General features: G+C 35.3%; 18 protein-coding genes and 1 tRNA gene. 3 read left to right on the forward strand and 16 right to left on the reverse strand.

What is annotated here, in order from left to right:
• Window positions 1–11: 11 nt before the first annotated feature.
• From ESZ54_RS00710 to ESZ54_RS00720, 3 genes are all read left to right on the forward strand, one after another.
• On the forward strand, window positions 12–1,121 hold the full coding sequence (locus ESZ54_RS00710; RefSeq protein ID WP_136135753.1) for a phosphomevalonate kinase: 1,110 nt from the start codon (window positions 12–14) through the stop codon (window positions 1,119–1,121).
• A gap of 2 nt (window positions 1,122–1,123) precedes the next feature.
• On the forward strand, window positions 1,124–2,158 hold the full coding sequence (gene fni, locus ESZ54_RS00715) for a type 2 isopentenyl-diphosphate Delta-isomerase (RefSeq protein WP_136135754.1): 1,035 nt from the start codon (window positions 1,124–1,126) through the stop codon (window positions 2,156–2,158).
• Window positions 2,159–2,415: 257 nt separating this feature from the next.
• Window positions 2,416–2,910, forward strand: coding sequence for an LURP-one-related family protein (locus tag ESZ54_RS00720; protein WP_136135755.1), 495 nt, complete (start codon window positions 2,416–2,418; stop codon window positions 2,908–2,910).
• 76 nt (window positions 2,911–2,986) lie between these two features.
• Here the strand turns inward: ESZ54_RS00720 and ESZ54_RS00725 are convergent, their stop codons facing one another.
• From ESZ54_RS00725 to ESZ54_RS00800, 16 genes are all read right to left on the reverse strand, one after another.
• Window positions 2,987–4,213, reverse strand: a complete 1,227-nt coding sequence (locus ESZ54_RS00725) for a hypothetical protein (RefSeq protein WP_136135756.1) — start codon at window positions 4,211–4,213, stop codon at window positions 2,987–2,989.
• Between the two features lie 172 nt (window positions 4,214–4,385).
• The gene (locus ESZ54_RS00730) at window positions 4,386–5,324 is read right to left on the reverse strand and encodes a hexose kinase (RefSeq protein ID WP_136135757.1); all 939 of its coding nucleotides are present in this window, start codon (window positions 5,322–5,324) and stop codon (window positions 4,386–4,388) included.
• A gap of 17 nt (window positions 5,325–5,341) precedes the next feature.
• The gene (gene lacD, locus ESZ54_RS00735; protein WP_136135758.1) at window positions 5,342–6,331 is read right to left on the reverse strand and encodes a tagatose-bisphosphate aldolase; all 990 of its coding nucleotides are present in this window, start codon (window positions 6,329–6,331) and stop codon (window positions 5,342–5,344) included.
• A 14-nt stretch (window positions 6,332–6,345) separates the two neighbouring features.
• Window positions 6,346–7,497: an N-acetylglucosamine-6-phosphate deacetylase gene (gene nagA, locus ESZ54_RS00740; protein WP_136135759.1), complete on the reverse strand. Its 1,152-nt coding sequence runs from the start codon at window positions 7,495–7,497 to the stop codon at window positions 6,346–6,348.
• A gap of 15 nt (window positions 7,498–7,512) precedes the next feature.
• Window positions 7,513–8,670 (reverse strand): SIS domain-containing protein, encoded by a 1,158-nt coding sequence (locus tag ESZ54_RS00745; protein WP_136135760.1) that lies wholly within the window; start codon window positions 8,668–8,670, stop codon window positions 7,513–7,515.
• 18 nt (window positions 8,671–8,688) lie between these two features.
• Window positions 8,689–9,414, reverse strand: coding sequence for a GntR family transcriptional regulator (locus tag ESZ54_RS00750; protein WP_136135761.1), 726 nt, complete (start codon window positions 9,412–9,414; stop codon window positions 8,689–8,691).
• Window positions 9,415–9,651: 237 nt separating this feature from the next.
• Complete coding sequence (locus ESZ54_RS00755; RefSeq protein ID WP_136135762.1) at window positions 9,652–10,680, reverse strand: PTS system mannose/fructose/sorbose family transporter subunit IID; 1,029 nt, start codon at window positions 10,678–10,680, stop codon at window positions 9,652–9,654.
• On the reverse strand, window positions 10,670–11,482 hold the full coding sequence (locus ESZ54_RS00760; RefSeq protein ID WP_136135763.1) for a PTS mannose/fructose/sorbose/N-acetylgalactosamine transporter subunit IIC: 813 nt from the start codon (window positions 11,480–11,482) through the stop codon (window positions 10,670–10,672). The genes ESZ54_RS00755 and ESZ54_RS00760 overlap by 11 nt, the downstream gene beginning before the upstream one ends.
• A gap of 17 nt (window positions 11,483–11,499) precedes the next feature.
• Window positions 11,500–11,979 carry a PTS N-acetylgalactosamine transporter subunit IIB gene (gene agaV / locus ESZ54_RS00765; protein WP_136135764.1) on the reverse strand — a complete coding sequence of 160 codons (480 nt, stop codon included), beginning with the start codon at window positions 11,977–11,979 and terminating at the stop codon, window positions 11,500–11,502.
• A 15-nt stretch (window positions 11,980–11,994) separates the two neighbouring features.
• Window positions 11,995–12,285: a preprotein translocase subunit YajC gene (yajC, locus tag ESZ54_RS00770; protein ID WP_204249490.1), complete on the reverse strand. Its 291-nt coding sequence runs from the start codon at window positions 12,283–12,285 to the stop codon at window positions 11,995–11,997.
• Window positions 12,275–12,706 (reverse strand): PTS sugar transporter subunit IIA, encoded by a 432-nt coding sequence (locus ESZ54_RS00775; protein ID WP_136135766.1) that lies wholly within the window; start codon window positions 12,704–12,706, stop codon window positions 12,275–12,277. The genes yajC and ESZ54_RS00775 overlap by 11 nt, the downstream gene beginning before the upstream one ends.
• A gap of 387 nt (window positions 12,707–13,093) precedes the next feature.
• A tRNA-Leu gene (locus ESZ54_RS00780) sits at window positions 13,094–13,179 on the reverse strand.
• Between the two features lie 29 nt (window positions 13,180–13,208).
• Entirely contained in the window at window positions 13,209–13,661 is a 453-nt protein-coding gene (locus tag ESZ54_RS00785; protein WP_136135767.1) for a SprT family protein, read from the reverse strand.
• A 17-nt stretch (window positions 13,662–13,678) separates the two neighbouring features.
• A complete protein-coding gene (locus ESZ54_RS00790; RefSeq protein WP_136135768.1) occupies window positions 13,679–15,850 on the reverse strand; it encodes a Tex family protein in 2,172 nt (723 codons plus the stop codon).
• A 5-nt stretch (window positions 15,851–15,855) separates the two neighbouring features.
• Window positions 15,856–17,823 (reverse strand): coiled-coil domain-containing protein, encoded by a 1,968-nt coding sequence (locus ESZ54_RS00795; RefSeq protein ID WP_136135769.1) that lies wholly within the window; start codon window positions 17,821–17,823, stop codon window positions 15,856–15,858.
• A 159-nt stretch (window positions 17,824–17,982) separates the two neighbouring features.
• Window positions 17,983–18,369, reverse strand: a complete 387-nt coding sequence (locus ESZ54_RS00800; protein ID WP_136135770.1) for a DUF1149 family protein — start codon at window positions 18,367–18,369, stop codon at window positions 17,983–17,985.
• Between the last annotated feature and the right edge of the window lie 8 nt (window positions 18,370–18,377).

Consider the following 18,377-nt stretch of genomic DNA (forward strand, 5'->3'; position numbering starts at 1 on the left):
AGGAAATTTTGTTGATAAAAGCAAGCGCACCCGGCAAACTTTACATTGCTGGCGAATATGCAGTCTTAGAACCAGGCCACCCAGCCGTGATTGTGGCTCTTGATCAATTTATTACAGTGACCCTTGTTGAAGCGAAATCGCAAGGTAGCATTTGTTCACGCTACTCAAATGGTATTTCAATTCCATGGACACGTAAAAACGGGAAATTTTATATGGATGAACGTGAAAATCCATTTTCTTATATTACAAAATCGGTGACTGTTGTTGAACAATACCTACAAGAACAAAACTATGATTTAAAGTATTTCGATTTAACTATTCAAAGTGAACTTGATAACCGCGATGGACGTAAATATGGTTTAGGATCAAGTGGTGCTGTTACGATTGCAACAATTAAAGCCATTTTAAGTTTTTACAAAATCGATTATACTGCTGAATTACTCTATAAATTAGCCGCCATTACCCATCTTTCATTGAATAGTAATGGTAGTTTTGGCGACCTTGCCGCAAGTTCATATGAAGGTTGGATTGCTTATTCTTGTTTCGATCGTCAGTGGTTACTAAATCAAACCAATCATCCAACGATGACTTTAGTTGATTTGGTCAATAAAAAATGGCCAAAACTAATGATTGAGCCTTTGACGGCTCCAAAAGATCTACGTCTTTTAATTGGTTGGACAGGCACACCTGCCTCAACAACGTTTTTAGTCGATCAAGTTCAAGATGAACAAAGTGATATGAATGGTTTTTATAAAGATTTTCTTGCCAAAAGTAAAGCCTGTGTGACCGAGTTAATCGCTGCTTTTAAAGCGCAAGATTTAGCATCTATTCAACGCATGATTCGTGAAAATCGTGAATTATTACGTTCTTTAGGCACAAAAAGTGGGGTCGATATTGAAACATCTGCCTTGCATCAACTGATTCACATCGCAGAAGAATTTGAAGGAGCTTCAAAATCTTCCGGTGCTGGTGGTGGTGATTGCGGGATTGCGATTTTTAATCAACGCGATGAAATTCTTCCAATGATTACCCAATGGCGAGAACAAGGAATCTTGAATTTACCCTTACAAGTCTTTGAAAGTAATATTACCAATAAACAATCTGTTCAATGGGAGGACTAAAGATGTCATCAATTTGGAGTCGAAAAGATGCACACGTTCATCTAGCAGAGATGAATTATCAAGCACATGCAAACAATGGATTTGATGACGTTCGTCTCGTTCATCAATCCTTAACAACGGTTGATATCGCAGATGTAAATTTAAATACAAAGATAGGTACCTTTGATTTAGAGGTGCCTTTCTTTATCAATGCCATGACTGGTGGTAGCCCAAAAACTAAAATTATTAACCAAAACTTAAGTCGGATTGCCAAAGAATGTCATCTCGCAATGGCTGTTGGTTCAGTTAGTATTGCCTTAAAGCATGATGATTCTGAAATTCGTGACAGTTTTACAATTGTCCGCAAAGAAAATCCAGATGGCTTCATTTTTTCAAATATTGGCGCACATCATTCACTTGAAAATGCCAAGCGAGCAGTTGATCTTTTACAAGCTGACGCATTACAGGTACATTTAAACATTCCGCAAGAGATTGTGATGCCAGAAGGTGATCGCGCTTTTTCTAGTTGGTTGCATAATATTGAGACTCTCGTTCAACATCTTGACGTACCAGTGATTGTTAAAGAAGTTGGTTTCGGCATGTCACAAGAAACAATCCAACAATTACTCGATATCGGTGTAACGATGATTGATGTTGCAGGACGTGGTGGTACAAACTTTATTCAAATCGAAAATGAACGCCGTGAACAAGAAGAGTTTAGCTACCTCTACGACTGGGGACAAACAACAGCTGAATCTTTATTAGAAGCACAGCCATTCTTGTCACAGGCTGATTTTATCGCCTCTGGTGGCATTAGAAACCCACTTGATATAATTAAAGCTTACAGTTTAGGTGCCAAAGCAGTCGGACTTTCCGGTGAAATCCTACATCAATGCCTGACACAAGGTAATGATGCAACCATTGCCACTCTCTTAAACTGGCAAGAACACTTAAAAAAATTAATGAGCCTAACCGGCACAAAAACCATACAAGAGCTAACCAAAACAAAAAAAGTCTTCAGCTTAGAATTAGAAAATTGGAAGAAACAACGAAATTAAAGGGGTGGAAAAGCGCTTTGGGATGAACAATAAGATAAGCGGATGAAACCGACGGTTTTTGTCAGATTTGGATGATTAGCTTAATGCCGAACCCCAGCTCACAGAACCCGGATTATAAAGTGGTGGCGCTGACACTTTGTGGTTACATAGCACCCACTCAAAAATAAAAAGACATGTACTTCAAAATGCATGTCTTTTTTAGTATATTCTGAAATTAAGTGCTATCATATAGCTAATAATAAAGGGAGGTTTTTGTTATGACATTAACAATCAAAACAGAAGAAAACACAATTGTTGCTCGTAAAGAAAATGGTGATCTTTTATTTAAACTCAACCCACTTAGAACGATTCCTACTCGGAAAAAATTCGATTTACTTGATGAAAATAATAATGAGTTAGGTACAATTAAACGCGCAACGAACAATTTTGGTCTCTTTGACCTACCTCGTTTCTACCTTAAATTACCTGGACACAAAGAAATTACCGTTCTTAAAGACATGAAACAATTTCAAACAATGTATGAAATCAATGGTGAAAAATTAAGTATTGATGGCGAAGTCACTGGTCAATCTTTTACCATATCTGAAAGTAAACAGAAAATTGCTAAAATTATGGTGAATGCTGAAGATGATCAGTCATTCAGTTTTAGTATTCAGCTAGACAATCCTGACAAAGAACTTCTTGTTGCGGCAATCACATCAATTATTGCAATGATTTATGAAGAAGAACGCTATATGGTAAGACGTAAATAAATATTGAAAGTCTACCAATCTTACAAAAATAAAAGGGCATCCTATCAATCCACAAGTTGATAAGATGCCTTTTCAATTATTCTAGACTTATTTCAGTTTTCTTTAATTTCATATGGTAAGACCCACGGATATATAGCAATACCAATAATAAGATATTAACCAGAGATCCTATCAAGAAAGCGTAACCCATAATGGTCTCGTTTTTAATTATGTCCATAAAATATATAAAGAACTGATTTCCAAAAGTAATAAAACTAAAGAGCGTTGCAAACCATATTTCTTCTTTATCGGTATACGCCATACCATAAAGAATTAAAAAGGCAATGACAGGCAACTGGTATCTCTCATGTTGTCCCATTGTTAACATGAAAACACTGTTGATATAAATGCCTAGAATTATATATGAAACACCTGGTTTATCAAAGTATTTCCACAACAGCCAACACATTATGATCACAATCAAAATTAAGAAAAGATAATTTAAATGATTCAACGTGATTGGACCTAACACTGCACGATTAATGTCGCCATACTCTGTTCCGTAAAATAGTGGGTAGATATTAAAAGCGTTCATATTCACAGAAGGATACATACTTGCACCACCAAAATAAATTTCGAATGGTAACATCATATTTTTACTTCCGAGCATAAAAGGTAGCCATCCTATTAACCCCGTCACTAATGACAATAAAATACCTTTCAAAGTTTTCGAAACACCATATTTACGAATAATAAAGATTAAAAATAATGGAAACAAATAGCAAAATTGCAATTTAGATAAACAGCCAAGCGCAAAGAAGAATGAGCCTAAATACAAATGATCGTTATTAAGTGCATAGAAACATAGAATTAATAGTAGTAAATACAATGAATCGACTTGACCCCAAATAGCAGAATTCATAATGAATGCTGGATTAAAGAGGCAGAAGCAAGTCCAAAATAATTTATTTTTCTTGGCTAAAACATACACCGAAATGCTTAATAGTGCATTAAAAACAATTGGCCAGAATTTCAAGGCTACAAAAATTAATCTTGGAATACGGCCTTCTGAAAAGCCTGTCATAAAAGGATTAATTAATCTCAATAATAGCGGAAAAATCGGTGGATAATTCAAAATATCAATGTCTTGATACATGGTAGCAATTGAATCCACTTTGGATGTTGCCCACACAAGATTATAATTTATTATGTCTAATTCTTCATTAATTAAATAGGCAAAACTAAATTGAATAAGCAAAGAAAAAACTAAAAATATCAGAAAAAAAGATAACATTGGCTCTTTTTCTTGTTTTAAAGATCTCATTTTAATACCATCTCCCTAACAAAATACATATATATATTATACCGAATTCAAACATTTATAAAAAGCATATTCTAATAATATTAGCAGATTTAAAATAAGAATAAACTAAAAAGCATGGAAACAAGTTCAAACCTGTTTTCATGCTTTTAATATTATATCTATCCCATTTTTATTAAATTTCTTCAACTTTAACTAATTCAAAATACTTATCAAAGTTTAACGGATTCACAAAGCCAGTTTTTTGTTCCATAGTATTCAACAATCCCAAGGCCATTGCCGTTTTCAAAATTTCTTCTAAACTAGCTTGTTTTTCAAGTGCCAAAGCTAAACCAGCAACAGTTGAGTCACCACTTCCGACTGGATTGACAACATTAATTTTAGGAATTGTTACACGATAAAATTGTTTACCGGACTTAACGAATGCTCCGTCAGCTCCTAAGGAAATCACAATTAATGGAATTGCCATAAACTGTTCTCCTAGAAGTAATGATTTCAAACCTGTTAAATCTTCTAAGGACACCGCAACACCTGTCAATTCTTCAATTTCAGTTAAATTGGGTTTAATTGCATAGGGCTTAACATTTGAATTTAAAACAGCTTTCAACGAACCACCAGAAGAATCTAAAATCACTTTTTTATTCTTTGCATTTAACTGCTCAATCAATTGAACATAGCTATCTTCAGGTAAGCCTTTTGATAAGCTACCTGAGATTGTCACGACATCATGAGCCCCAACTAAATCTTCAAGAAGAGCTTTCAATTTTTCTAAATCTTCAACTGAAAGTGTGGGTCCTCCCTCTAAAACTTCAGTTTGTTGACCCTGATCGTGCAGAATGGCAATACAATTTCTCGTTTCACCATTAATATGTTGAAACTGATGTTGAATCTCTTGTTCTGTCAATTGATCTTCAATATACTTTCCGATATTGCCACCTAAAAATCCTGTTGCTACGACTGATCCATCCATTTGATGAATCACTCGTGCAACATTTAATCCTTTACCACCAGCAGTTTTACTGACTGTTTGGCATCGATTGACATCATTGATTTTTAACGTTTCAATCGGATAAGAAATATCAAGTGACGGATTTAATGTAATCGCTAAAACCATCGCTTTTCACCTACTTCTTAGAATTTTTTATGCCATGAAGTAGCCGTACGGTAAAGTACTTCATTTAATTCTTCAATATTTTTGCGTCCTTCTGTTTGTAACCATTGTCTTGCAGCTGTTTCGCCTTCTTTAGCAAAAACACTTACGCCATTTGCCCAAGTTGCACGGCCACATAGCACACCATTAAATTCAGAACCTGCTTCTGCAGCAAATTCTAATGTTTCTTGGAATAATTTAGCACTTACACCAGCACTTAAGAAAATAAATGGTAAGTCAGTTGCATCACTTTGTTCTTTAAAGATTTTAGCTGCTTCTGCTTTTGTATAAACAACATCAGCATCATTTTCAGCAAAACCTTCAACAAATTTCATGTTTACAGGAACTTCCATTTTTAAGACGTCAATTTTATAACGATCTTTAGAGAATTCTTTCATCATTGCATTTACTTTATGTGGTTTTACTTTTGCGAATTCTTTTGAAGCATTGTCATCATTGTTAGCATCATATGATAATAATTCTAAGTAAAATGGAATATCTTCTGCTGCACATTCGCTACCAATACGTTCAACGAATGCATGTTTACGTTCGTTAACTTCAGCAGATTCATCCACATCATAGTAAAGTAAGAATTTAACAGCATCTGCTTTAACCTCACGGATACGATAAGCTGACCAATCAACGATTAAGTCTGGGAAGCGACCTGGTTCAGTTGCATCATAACCAGTTTGTTCATAAGCAAGTAAAAGTCCTGCATCTGCTACTTTCACTTCTGAAGCTGGTAAACCATATTCTGGGTCTAAAAGAATTGATGTTGCGTACGGTGTTAATTCTTCTGAAACAAGTTTTTTAAAGTCAACGATTGCTTGTGTTACATCACCTTGAAAGTTTTCTTTAGCTAACATTTTTTTCAGTGCACCACGTTGGTCAATTGCTAAGGCTCCAATGATGCCATCTTTTGTTGATAATTGATCCATTAATTTTCTTTTTGTTGCTGTTAAGTTTTTCATGCTAAAATCTCCCATTATTTACTGTATTTTTGTTCGCCATCTAAGTATGTTGCAAGTAATTCTAAATCTTTATTTAAAACGATAAAGTCTGCTGGTTTACCTTTTTTGATACTACCGCAAACGTCATCAATACCAACACTTTTGGCTGGAACTAATGAACCCATTTTAAGTGCATCAAAAACAGTTGCTACATTCCAATCAACAACATTACGGACACCTTCAATTAGTTGTAATACACTACCTGCAAGTGAGCCATTTGATTCTAAACGTGCGGCGCCATCTTTCACTTCAACTGGGAATTCACCTAAATGATAATGACCTTCAGGCATACCACCAGCGCGCATACAGTCAGTAATTAACGCTACTTTATCTGGTGTTTTCACATCAACTAAAACTTCAACGGCTTTTGGATGAACATGATGACCATCACAAATTAATTCACCGTATGCCTCTTTAGAAGTCATTGCTGCACCAACCATTCCTGGTTCGCGGTGAGTGAAGCCACTCATACCATTGTAAGTATGAACAAAAATACTACCACCACGTTCGACACCTTTTTTAGCTTCTTCATATGTTGCATCACTATGCGCTAAAGCAACAGTGACACCTTCAGCAGTGACTTGAGAAATAAAATCAAGTGCACCCTCTTTTTCTGGAGCAAGGGCAATTTTATTAATTAAACCACCTGCTTGTGTTTGCCATTCATGAAATTCTTCAATACTTGGGTGCGTAAAATAAATTGGGTTTTGCGCGCCTTTATGTTTTTCAGTAAAGTATGGTCCTTCAAAGAATATCCCTTGAATTTTAGCACCTTCTACTTGATCTTTAACCGAAGCTACCGTATGCGCCACTTTACCAAGAAGTTCAGATGAAGCTGTTAAAGTTGTTGGTAAGAATGAAGTCACACCACAACTTAATAATCCTTTCGACATCTCTTTGATACCCTCTGCATCATTATCCATGACGTCATGACTCTTAAAGCCATGAATGTGCGTATCGACTAGACCAGGTCCAATCCATTTGTCGCCTAAATCAATTACTTTAGCATCAGATGATACTTCTTTAACACAGTCACCAAAAATGCCATCGATAATTTCGATATATGCATCGGTTTCTACTGTTTCTTCTAAAAATATTTTATTCGCTTTTACAAAAAATCTGTTCACTTAGAACATCCCCTTTTATAATGAATGAATGGTTACGCCTTTAACAACACGGTTTACTGTTCCGGTTGGAGACGGTGTATCTGGTTTGTTGCCAACTTTAATTGAAGCTAATAATGAAACAACTTGAGCGACCATTACAAATGGTAAAGCTAAGAAACCATCTGTTAGCTCTGTATCATCCTTAAGAACGATTGTTTCACCTGTATATGTAGAATCGTTTTGAGCAATCGCAACTGTTTTTGCTGCAATATCATTGCCTTTAATTTCTTCTAAAATATCAACATCATATTGTTGTGTATAAGCATCATTACTAATAAATCCGAAAACTAATGTTTCTTCATCAACAAATGATTTTGGTCCATGACGGAAGCCTAATGATGAATCAAAAGCAGTTGTAATGCGACCTGCTGTTAATTCTAATAATTTAAGTTGTGCCTCACGAGTTAAACCACTTAAGCTACCTGAGCCTAAGTATACAACACGATCAAATTTTTGATCGACAAGACTTTGAATCAATTCTTCTTGTGCTAAAGCTTGTGTTCCCATAGAAACCATTGCATTCACAATCTCATCATGATTCTTATGCTCTTTATCAAATGTTAATAATGCCGATAAAGTCATACATGAGAAACTTCCTGTCATCGCAAATCCTTTATCATTTGATAATTCAGGCATTAATAATACGAATGAATCATTATCGTCTTTAGCATTTTGCGCTAATTTTCCTTCAGGTGCACAAGTAATCACAAGATGTTTGATGTCTTTGACTAATTGATTCGCAAGATCAATTGTTGCGACACTTTCAGGTGAATTTCCACTACGCGCAAATGACACTAAAAGTGTTGGTTCTGCTGGTTTAAAATAAGAATAGGGTGCTGACACAATATCAGTTGTCGGAATAGCTTCAAAAATGAAGTTTTCATTGTCACCAAAACGTGTTAAGTGAGGACGAACAACGTCACCAACATAAGCACTTGTACCAGCTCCAGTAAAAATAACGCGAATTTTTTGACCCGCTTCTTTTTTAAATGTTTCGATGAAGTTTTCGATACCCGCTTCATTTTCTTTAAAAATAGCTAAAGCTTCTTGCCAAAGTTTTGGTTGTTGACTAATTTCTTGTGTTGTAATTGTTGCACCAATTTTATCCAATTCTGTTGTATTCCAATCTAACATTAAGATTCTCCTCCTGATTTAAGTTATTCGATTGTGTGATATTCGATATCTAAATTGGTCAGCACGCGCCACACTTAGCGTGTACTCAACCACTTCATTACTTGTATTATAAGTTTGACGAATCATATTAAGTGATGGTGAACCTTCTGGGATGTCCAACCATTCAGCATCTTTTCGATTGACTAAACTTGCATAAAATTCCTCTTCCGCATAACGAATGACCTGTTGATAGTCATTTAAGAAAACATCATAAAGTGATTTTCCTTCTAAGCGTTCAATTGTTAAATTATCAAATTTATCTTTTGGTAGATAACTTCGTTCAAGCATCATTGGTTTGCCATCTGCTAGACGAAGACGTTTAATTTTGATAATCTTAACACCTCGAAAGACACCAAGATGTTCAGCGAAATATTGATTCGCTTCAACTTCTTCAAAGGAAATAATTTTAGTTTCAGGGGTTCGACCTAAAGTCTTCATTTGTTCAGTAAAACTATATGTTCCAGATAGGTTCATGACATTATCTGAAATACTTGAAACAAACGTGCCCTTCCCATGACGTTTATAAATATAGCCTAAATGTTCTAATTCTTGTAGCGCTAGACGAACCGTGGTTCGACTGACACCATATATTTCTGATAAATCGCGTTCAGAAGGTAACAAATCATGCGGCTTCATCTCTGTCTTGATTGTTTCACGTAAAGTGTCGACTAATTTTCCGTACAGAGACTGCTTCTTTTCTTCCATTACACACCTCCTCTTGTAGTTACCAACTGGTATCAACCACTTATATTATGCTTGAATTTTTAAAGAATGTCAAGGTGATTTTGATAGCTAATTGTTGAGGCTCAGCTAGTAAAATCCCAAATCATCACTATAAATGAAAAGAGTCTGTGATATTCCACTATCACAGACTCTTTTATTAACTTCACCATCAGGTTAATAAGTATAAGAGATACCTATGACCTTAAAATTACGCTCAAATTATACTGGCCAAATATTAATCCAAATACCAAATCCAGATCCAATTAAACCAATAATTAAGACTAGACCAATACATTTGATTGGTGTCCAACCTTTTTTAGCCAATAAGAAGTATAGTAACATTGAAATTGCCAATGGCAACATTTGTGGTAAGATACCATCTAAAATCTTTTGCAAATCAATTTCAACGGGTTTTTCTTCGTTTTTATTGAAAACGACTTCGTACTGACCATTTTCTAATTTTGTAACACTTGCATTTTCTTGGAATTCTTCTGTTAATTTACCGTCTTCATCTTTCGTATAAAGCATATCATCATATTTAGATACCGCTTTTTCAGATGGAACGACCGTTGTAATTTGACGAACTTCATTCGTTGTACCATTTGGAATAACTACATTTATTTTTGTAGCGCCATAAACAGAGATTAACGAACCCACGATAAAGATACCTAAGATACTCGCAGCACGTGTAAACTCTTTTGCATTTTCAGTTAAAATCGTAATGGCATTAGTCCCTAATTTATAAGACCAATTCATTAAGAAAAAACGAAGCGCGAATTGAGCCGCGTTAAAAATAAGCAAGAAGATAAATGGCGCGGCTATATTCCCATTAATCGCCATGTTGGCGGTAATACCCGCGGTAATTGGTACCAATGTAAACCAGAACAACGCATCACCAATACCACCCAAAGGCCCCATTGCAGCAACACGCACGGCACGGATTGTCGGAATATCAGCTTTATTTTGTTCCATTGATAGAACAATACCCATTACAAAGTTCACCAAGAATGGGTGAGTATTAAAGAACTCTAAGTTATGACTCATTGACGCGGCTAAATCATCTTGATTTGTGTGAATTTTTTTAAGTCCAGGTAAAATCGAGTATAACCATCCACCAGCTTGCATTCTTTCATAGTTAAATGACGCTTGTAAGAATAGCGAACGCCAGACCATTTGATTTAACGTTTTTTTATCAAGAGGCTCTGCCGGTGTTAAATCTTGATACGTATCAGGAATATTATATGCCATCTTCTTCTCCTCCTCCATCATTTAAGCTACCTTCAGCTGCAGCACGTTTGAATTTTGTTTGAATTTGGAAATCCCAGTAAGCAATGGCAAAACCAATGAATGCTAAAATAATTAATGCTGGTCCTGCTAAACTTTCTGAAGCCATAACAATTGTTGCCATACCAAAACCTGCAAATAAGAATCCCCAAAGGTCTTTAGACAACATAACTTTCATAAGGATTGCAAACCCAACGTAACGCATCATTCCACCAGCTGCACTAAGTCCAGACATTAACCAGCCAGGAATTGCATCTACAACTGTTTGACCAAATGTGGCACCACCAATAAAGAAAAGTGTCACGATTAAACCAAAGATTGTACCTAAACCAATCATCGCAATATAGTTCAAACGATCGATTCCTTTGGTATTTGCTTCATGTGCATAGTTATCAGCAACAGACATTGCTGGCGACATTAAAGTAAAAATCAAAGTTACACCATATTGTCCTAATAATGAGAACGGAATTGCAGTTGCTACAGCGACAGTTGGTTCTAGTTTTAATGTTACCGCTAGAACAGCTGCCATAATACCACCAATTACAGCGTTAGGTGGTTGCGCTCCACCAACTGGCATGTTACCAATTGTCATTAATTGATAAGTACCACCAACAACTAACCCAGTTTGTACATCTCCTAAAATCAAACCAACTAATAAACCGGTTACAATTGGTTGATAAAGAGATTCTAAGAAACTGAATTGGTCAATTGCGACGATAAAAGTCATAATAAAGATTAATAAGATCTGAATAATTGAATAATCCACTATGTTTCACTCCTTCTTTATTTGTAAAGTTTTGAAATATCTTCCACTGCAGTTGACGGTACACGTTGAATTTCCAGTTTTACGCCAAGTTCTTCAAGACGTTTAAATGCTGCCACGTCTTTGTCATCTACCGCAACAGTTGTTGCCACTTGACGTTTACCTTCAGCCATATGCATATTACCAATGTTGACTTTCTTTATATCAGTAACTCCCCCTTCTACTAATTTTAATGCATCTTCTGGTGAATCAACAACGATAAATATTTTTTGGCGGTCAGCCGCTTTGTGGATAATTTCAATTGTTTTTTGGATACTGAAGTAACGTGTTGCTACCCCAGTTGGCGCCGCCATGTCCATTAAGCCTTGTCTCACTTTGTCTTCTGAAACGCGGTCATTGGCCACTAAAATTAAGTTCGCACCGATTGTGCCACACCATTGTGTTGCTACTTGTCCATGAATTAGACGGTTATCAATTCTTGTTAATAAAATATTTGCCATTTTCCTATCCCCTAACTAATCTTTAATTATTTTTGAAATTGAGTATCGCGAAACTTCCATCAGTTGACCCGATTTCAGTCTTAAATCAATGATTTCATCACTAATTTTAGCTACCTCTCCATAAATACCATTTAGAACTAAAACGCGATCACCGACTTTTAAATTTTGATGTAAATCTTTAAAGTGGGCTTTTTGTGCTTTCAAATTTTTCATGTTCACTAAATAAAAAATACCAAGTGTCACGATAATAATAATAATAATTGCTATGGACGTATAAAGTATGTTCTGCCACATATTAAATGCCATCCACTTCATCGACTTCTTCAGCCGCTTTTAATTCGCCAACAACCATACCAGTTTTAGCGCTTTCAATAATTTGAGTTAAAATTTCAGCTGGGGTAGTTCCCATCAAGTTTTGACCCATAAATTCTAAAAGCATTGGTAAATTTGTACCGGCAATTACAGAAATGTTTGGATTGTCGCCTTTTAACAACATTGCCTGATTGAAAGGTGTTCCCCCAAGTAAGTCTGTAAAAATAAAGAGAGTATCTGAATCCTCAGTCAATTTAGTTTTTAGATTTGCCATATTATCCACGTAAGTTTCTAGAGGATCTTCCTCTCTGAATGGCAACGCTACCATATTTGCTTGTGGACCAGCTATCATTTCTAAAGCATGAGTTAACCCTACTGAAAACTCTCCATGCCCCGTTACGATACAATTAATCATCGTATCTCTCCTTTCAATTTAAGTTATCATAACCATCTGGTTGTAACCACTTTCAATATAACGCGTTTTAAATAAAATGTCAACATAATTTCAAGTAGAGTCTTAGAATTATCATAGCATAGACTTGGAATTATTAGTTTGTGAATTATGTATTTTATCTTTTTTAGCAAGCGTTTCCAAAAGCTATTACAGTAATGACGGGCTTAAACTGAGTTTTAGTATTTTTAACATTTTTTGTTTTTTTAAAGGTAATAAATACCGTATTCATTTGTTTTAGTTTTTATACTTTTAATGAAAAAATGGTCATTCGTTTTATTTTTTTACAAAAAAAGGCCCTCGCTCGTTAATTAAAACCAAGCAAAGGCCTTTTTTACAAAATTCAATTGATGCATCGAAAGGGAGTCGAACCCTCACGCCCGTAATTGGGCACAAGATCCTTAGTCTTGCATGTCTGCCAATTCCATCATCGATGCTAAAAAGAATCTTCTTAAAATATAATGGTTTATTTCGTATTTGTCAACTCTTCTAAGCGTCCCCCACACTGACAACGATAGCGGTTCGTGTTCATTCGTCTTCTTCGTGGATACTTTTTTTGACAAGTGGTACATTGATATAATTTACTATACATTTCAGTAGGTGTTTGCATGGCTTTAACATAACGGCTACCTCCCGTTTCTTGCAACAACTTTTTAAAATCTACGTCTTGATGACGGTAGCCTTTACCTTCCAAATGTAAATGATAATGGCATAATTCATGTTTAATAACACCAACAAGCTCAGTCATTCCATGCTTTTCGAGAACTAGTGGATTAAAATCTAAATGGTGGTCGCTTAAATGATAGCGACCACCAGTTGTTTTTAATCGTTTATTGAAAATGGCAGTGTGTCGAAACTCGCGTTTAAAGACATCTCTAGATATCTGTTCCACTAAAGTTTGTAACTCTTCTTGACTCATATCACCATTCTCCTATTTTATTTTGTTACAGGTAGCATTGTTAAGGCAATGCGTTGTTTTTCTAACGAAACACTCTCAACCCAAACTTTAACAATATCACCGACTGCGACAATATCAGTTGGATGTTTAACAAACTTATCGCTTAGCTTAGAAATATGCACCATACCATCTTGTTTCACACCGATATCAACAAAGACACCAAAGTCAACGACATTACGAACAGTCCCTGTTAACTCCATACCTGGTTGTAAATCTTTCATACTTAAAACATCTTTTCTAAGTAACGGAGCTGGCATGTCATCACGCATATCACGGCCTGGTTGGAGTAACGCACTACGAATATCTTCAAATGTTTCTAAACCAATTTCTAGCTCTGCAGCCATCGTTGTGGCATCAACATGTTGAATCTTTTGTTTTGCTTCCTCTGTGCCAAGATCATCGATTGCTAATTTTAAGCTTTTCAATAGTTTTTTAACTACGGCGTAACTTTCCGGGTGAATTCCTGTTTGATCTAACAAGTTATCACCATGAGGAATACGCAAGAAACCAATTGATTGCTCGTAAGCTTTTGGTCCTAAGCGTGGTACTTTTTTCAATTCTTTACGATTGGTAAAGACACCATTTTCTTCACGGAAACGGACAATATTATTTGTCGTTGTCTTATTCAAACCAGAAATATGTTGCAGTAATTGCGCACTCGCAGTATTGACATCGACACCTACTTGGTTAACTGCTGTTTCAATGACAAAATCTAATTGTTCTGTTAACAATTTTTGTGACACATCATGTTGATATTGTCCCACGCCAACTGCTTTCGGTTCAATTTTAACCAATTCAGCTAATGGATCTTGTAAACGACGCCCAATACTTACGGCACTACGTTCTTCAACTTGTAGATCTGGAAACTCTTCACGAGCAACATCACTCGCTGAATAGACAGAAGCACCGGCTTCATTGACAATCACGTAATAAACATCACGTTTTAATTTAGCTAATTCTTCAGAAACAAATAATTCTGACTCACGACTCGCAGTTCCATTGCCAATTGCGACCATATCCACATTAAATTCTTCGACTAACTTCAAGAATTCTTTACCTGCTTCTGCCTTTTTGGCAGCACCAGATGGTTTATGCGGGTAGATGACCTTAATCGCTAAAACTTTTCCAGTCGCATCCATGACTGCTAATTTACAACCAGTACGGTAAGCTGGGTCAAAACCTAAGACAACTTTACCTTTTAACGGTGATTGTAACAATAAATGACGTAAGTTCTCACCAAAAATTGAAATAGCTTGTTTTTCAGCTTTTTCAGTTAATTCATTTCGAATTTCACGCTCAATACTCGGGCGAATAAAACGTTTGTAACTATCACGATACGCTTCTTGTATATAAGCTGTTGCTATACTTGCTTCGTCTTTAATCAGATGACGAGCAAAATATTTTTCAATTTTTTCTTCATCAATATCAAGACTGACTTTTAAAATGCCTTCTTTTTCACCGCGATTAGCAGCTAAAATACGATGGGGCACTAATTTATGAACTTGTTCTGAAAAATCATAATACATTTCATAGACTTGTTTTTCGTCCAAGGCTTTATCTTTTTCTTTCACAACAAACAAACTATAATCCCATAAATATTGGCGTAACCATTTACGGTATTCAGGATTATCACCAATTTGTTCAGCTAAAATTTCATGTGCACCTTGTAATGCTTCTTCAGCTGAAGTGATTTTCTGTTCAGAATTAATAAATTCAGTCGCCTTTTCAGTAACTGAACCTGTTTTAGGAAAACTTAACAACCATACTGCCAGAGGTTCCAATCCTGCTTCCTTGGCAATAGTTGCCTTGGTACGACGTTTTTGTTTAAATGGTCGATACAAATCTTCCACTTGTTGCATTTTAGTCGCTTTTTCAATTTTTTTACGTAAAGCATCGTTTAATTTACCTTGTTCTTCAATTAAACGAATCACTTCTGCCTTCCGATTTACCAAATTTTCAACATAATGATAGCGATCTGAAATTTCACGAATCATCACTTCATCTAAACTATCTGTTTGATCTTTACGATAACGCGCAATAAAGGGTACCGTATTCCCTTCTTCTAGGAGCGTCAAGACAGTCACGACTTGTTTTTTTTTATATTGCGGTAACTCTTCATTTAAAATATCCAATACATGTTGATCTAGCATAATAATTATTTCGTCCCCTTATTCGTTGCATATTGTTCGACATATTGCGCTGGTTTTACATAGTAAGTATCCAAATAATTTGACAATTGGCTGTAAGCTTTAAGCAATACAAATGTGCGGTTGTCCATTAGAACAACATTATTCTCAAACATTGGTTGTTTGACTAATGCGCCAATTTGATCCCAAAAGTTTTCTAAGTTTTTGATGTATGGTAAACACCATTTTAAGAAATCCATATTCTTATTGATTAAGTTAATCTGATAAATCTTATTCCAACGAACAGGCAAGTACGTTAGTTCTGCCATATCTAAAGCATATTCTTCTTCTGGAACTTTTAATTCGTCATTCACGGGATTCTTAGATTTTTCAAAGAGCATATAAATCTCTTTTTCAACCTTACTTTGATCCACGGTCATTTTTCGAACCATGTCATTCATCACATCGTGACCTTTTGATGGATCAGGTTCATAATGATCATCTAAATCAGTTAATTCTTCCAGAGTTAAAGGTACTTCTTTAATCTCATTGAAAATGTTTTGCATTACAATTGATTCACTCGTCACCGGCGCTGGTTTAATCTCGTTTTCGAGTTGAGACGTCCGTTTAACGACTTCCTCAAAAAGAAGTTGATATTTCAAAGCACGTTTTTTCAGATTACTAACCGCTTCATCCATACGTTTATATCCATGTTCCCATTTCACCGTGTCTTCTTCGTATTCTGTTTGTTCTTTTGTTAACTGTTTTTGCGTAAACTCATGCTTACGTTTCCACTCGTTAACATCCGTTTCCAAACGCCATACCTTAGCTTGAGTTTCATCGATGACAATTTGCATATTTTCAAGCTGTGCTACTTTTTCAGCGTAAGCTTCCTTAGTTTTCGTTAAATTATTATTTACAACATCAAAATCCTCTTTCAATGCGTCTTCACGTTCTTGCATCATTTGTTGTTCAGAAAGTAGTTTTTTTAGTTTAGCATCATCTTCGTGTGTGCGTTTTTGAATGACAATTAGTTCATCTTCAAGTTGCTTCACATCTTGTTGCGCTTCACGAATGATGGCTTCTTTTTCAGATAACAACTGATCAATCATCTCTTGATAGCGTTTATTCTCTTTTTCAAGTTTTGAATAACGTTGTCTACGTGTACGTTTTTCATCCTTTGTTTCATCTAATTCAAGTTCATTATCAACAAAGTCCATATCAATTTCCTCAATTTGATGACCTTTGTTTTTACTACCTTTTGCCTTTTTAACCGCTTCAATTAAAATTAAATTAGCTTGATCGAGTTTTTTATTTAATAATTTAGCTTCTTCTAATTGATACGACAAGTCTGAATTTTTCTGTAAAAGTTCATCTTTGGCAATTCTTTCTTGCGTTAATTCTTTCAAATATTCTTTGACGGTTTCCTGCAATCTTAAATTATCATTTTTCCAATCACTATTTAAGATACTACTTTGGGCGATCATCCACTGTTGCGCATCCATACCTGGAATTTCGCCCTCATAATTTTGCACTTGATCATCAAATTCAATTTGATTAACCCCATAATTTTCTGCTGATACGGTTTGATTTGCCATTTCAGCAGATTGTCTAGCCATTCTTTCTGTCACTCTTATTAAGCAACTTTCTAACAAACGAACAGCTGATGAGACTAAACTCTTAATTTCATCTTTAGATAACGTACGTGGGATCTCAAATGTCAGATTATAGGATGATTCCCCGGCTTCTTGATAATCTAAAAACGCGCGGAAAATGCGAAAATCAGGGAACAAACGATTCCACTCATTCAACATGACCTGACAAGCAATGACAATGTATGATTTTTCTAATTGATTGGTATTCATCCAACTTAACTCTAATTGATTTTCAAGACGTTTTTTAGAAATGTCTGAAAGAATAATCTCACTTTTTTCGGTAGCTCTTTTTCTTTCCTTACTAAATAAACGACTTGTTACACGAATATCTGAATTAAGCATCACTAGCCCTCTTTTCTTTACATAGTCATCGTTTGATACTCGAACGTCAACTTGTAGTAATCTTTGATTTAAAATAAATTATATCATATTAAAAAAACAAAAATGGTTATACACGCAGAAAAAGTGTTGCTCATTAACGCAACACTTCAAACTTTAGTTTTAAGCTTCTGGTGAGAAGTTTAATTGAACACCAGGTTCATCTAATGAAATTTCTGTAATTTCATAAGCCAAACGCTCAATTAAAACAAATAAAGGTCGTACAAGTTCATTAATTTCTTCAGGCGAAAAATCTTCAATTTTATCGACTTTACGATCAATTAACTGTACAAATTGCGCTACATCTCCAGATAAGGCCACTTTTTCTAACACAATTTTAAATTCAATTCTTAAACCTAATACTGAATCTTTTTCCGGATTTAAAGGTGTGCCTTCCTCAATTGGAAATGGGTTAAGGCTAACATTAATTGCTGTTTCTTCTGTATGTTCATTTGGTAAAGCATCATAGTGAAATGCTTGCACAAATTCTTGTTGACGCACTAAATTCATAAAATAAC

Source organism: Vagococcus silagei, assembly GCF_004795745.1.
Lineage (GTDB): Bacteria > Bacillota > Bacilli > Lactobacillales > Vagococcaceae > Vagococcus > Vagococcus silagei.

What these genes read in the sequence shown, in the direction of transcription:
- fni (WP_136135754.1), top strand. Translation starts at nt 1,124, where the DNA reads ATGTCATCAATTTGGAGTCGAAAAGATGCACACGTTCATCTAGCAGAG.
- ESZ54_RS00720 (WP_136135755.1), top strand. Translation starts at nt 2,416, where the DNA reads ATGACATTAACAATCAAAACAGAAGAAAACACAATTGTTGCTCGTAAA.
- ESZ54_RS00725 (WP_136135756.1), bottom strand. Translation starts at nt 4,213, where the DNA reads ATGAGATCTTTAAAACAAGAAAAAGAGCCAATGTTATCTTTTTTTCTG.
- ESZ54_RS00730 (WP_136135757.1), bottom strand. Translation starts at nt 5,324, where the DNA reads ATGGTTTTAGCGATTACATTAAATCCGTCACTTGATATTTCTTATCCG.
- lacD (WP_136135758.1), bottom strand. Translation starts at nt 6,331, where the DNA reads ATGAAAAACTTAACAGCAACAAAAAGAAAATTAATGGATCAATTATCA.
- ESZ54_RS00745 (WP_136135760.1), bottom strand. Translation starts at nt 8,670, where the DNA reads ATGTTAGATTGGAATACAACAGAATTGGATAAAATTGGTGCAACAATT.
- ESZ54_RS00750 (WP_136135761.1), bottom strand. Translation starts at nt 9,414, where the DNA reads ATGGAAGAAAAGAAGCAGTCTCTGTACGGAAAATTAGTCGACACTTTA.
- ESZ54_RS00755 (WP_136135762.1), bottom strand. Translation starts at nt 10,680, where the DNA reads ATGGCATATAATATTCCTGATACGTATCAAGATTTAACACCGGCAGAG.
- agaV (WP_136135764.1), bottom strand. Translation starts at nt 11,979, where the DNA reads ATGGCAAATATTTTATTAACAAGAATTGATAACCGTCTAATTCATGGA.
- yajC (WP_204249490.1), bottom strand. Translation starts at nt 12,285, where the DNA reads ATGGCATTTAATATGTGGCAGAACATACTTTATACGTCCATAGCAATT.
- ESZ54_RS00775 (WP_136135766.1), bottom strand. Translation starts at nt 12,706, where the DNA reads ATGATTAATTGTATCGTAACGGGGCATGGAGAGTTTTCAGTAGGGTTA.
- ESZ54_RS00785 (WP_136135767.1), bottom strand. Translation starts at nt 13,661, where the DNA reads ATGAGTCAAGAAGAGTTACAAACTTTAGTGGAACAGATATCTAGAGAT.
- ESZ54_RS00790 (WP_136135768.1), bottom strand. Translation starts at nt 15,850, where the DNA reads ATGCTAGATCAACATGTATTGGATATTTTAAATGAAGAGTTACCGCAA.
- ESZ54_RS00795 (WP_136135769.1), bottom strand. Translation starts at nt 17,823, where the DNA reads ATGCTTAATTCAGATATTCGTGTAACAAGTCGTTTATTTAGTAAGGAA.
- ESZ54_RS00800 (WP_136135770.1), bottom strand. Translation starts at nt 18,369, where the DNA reads ATGAATTTAGTGCGTCAACAAGAATTTGTGCAAGCATTTCACTATGAT.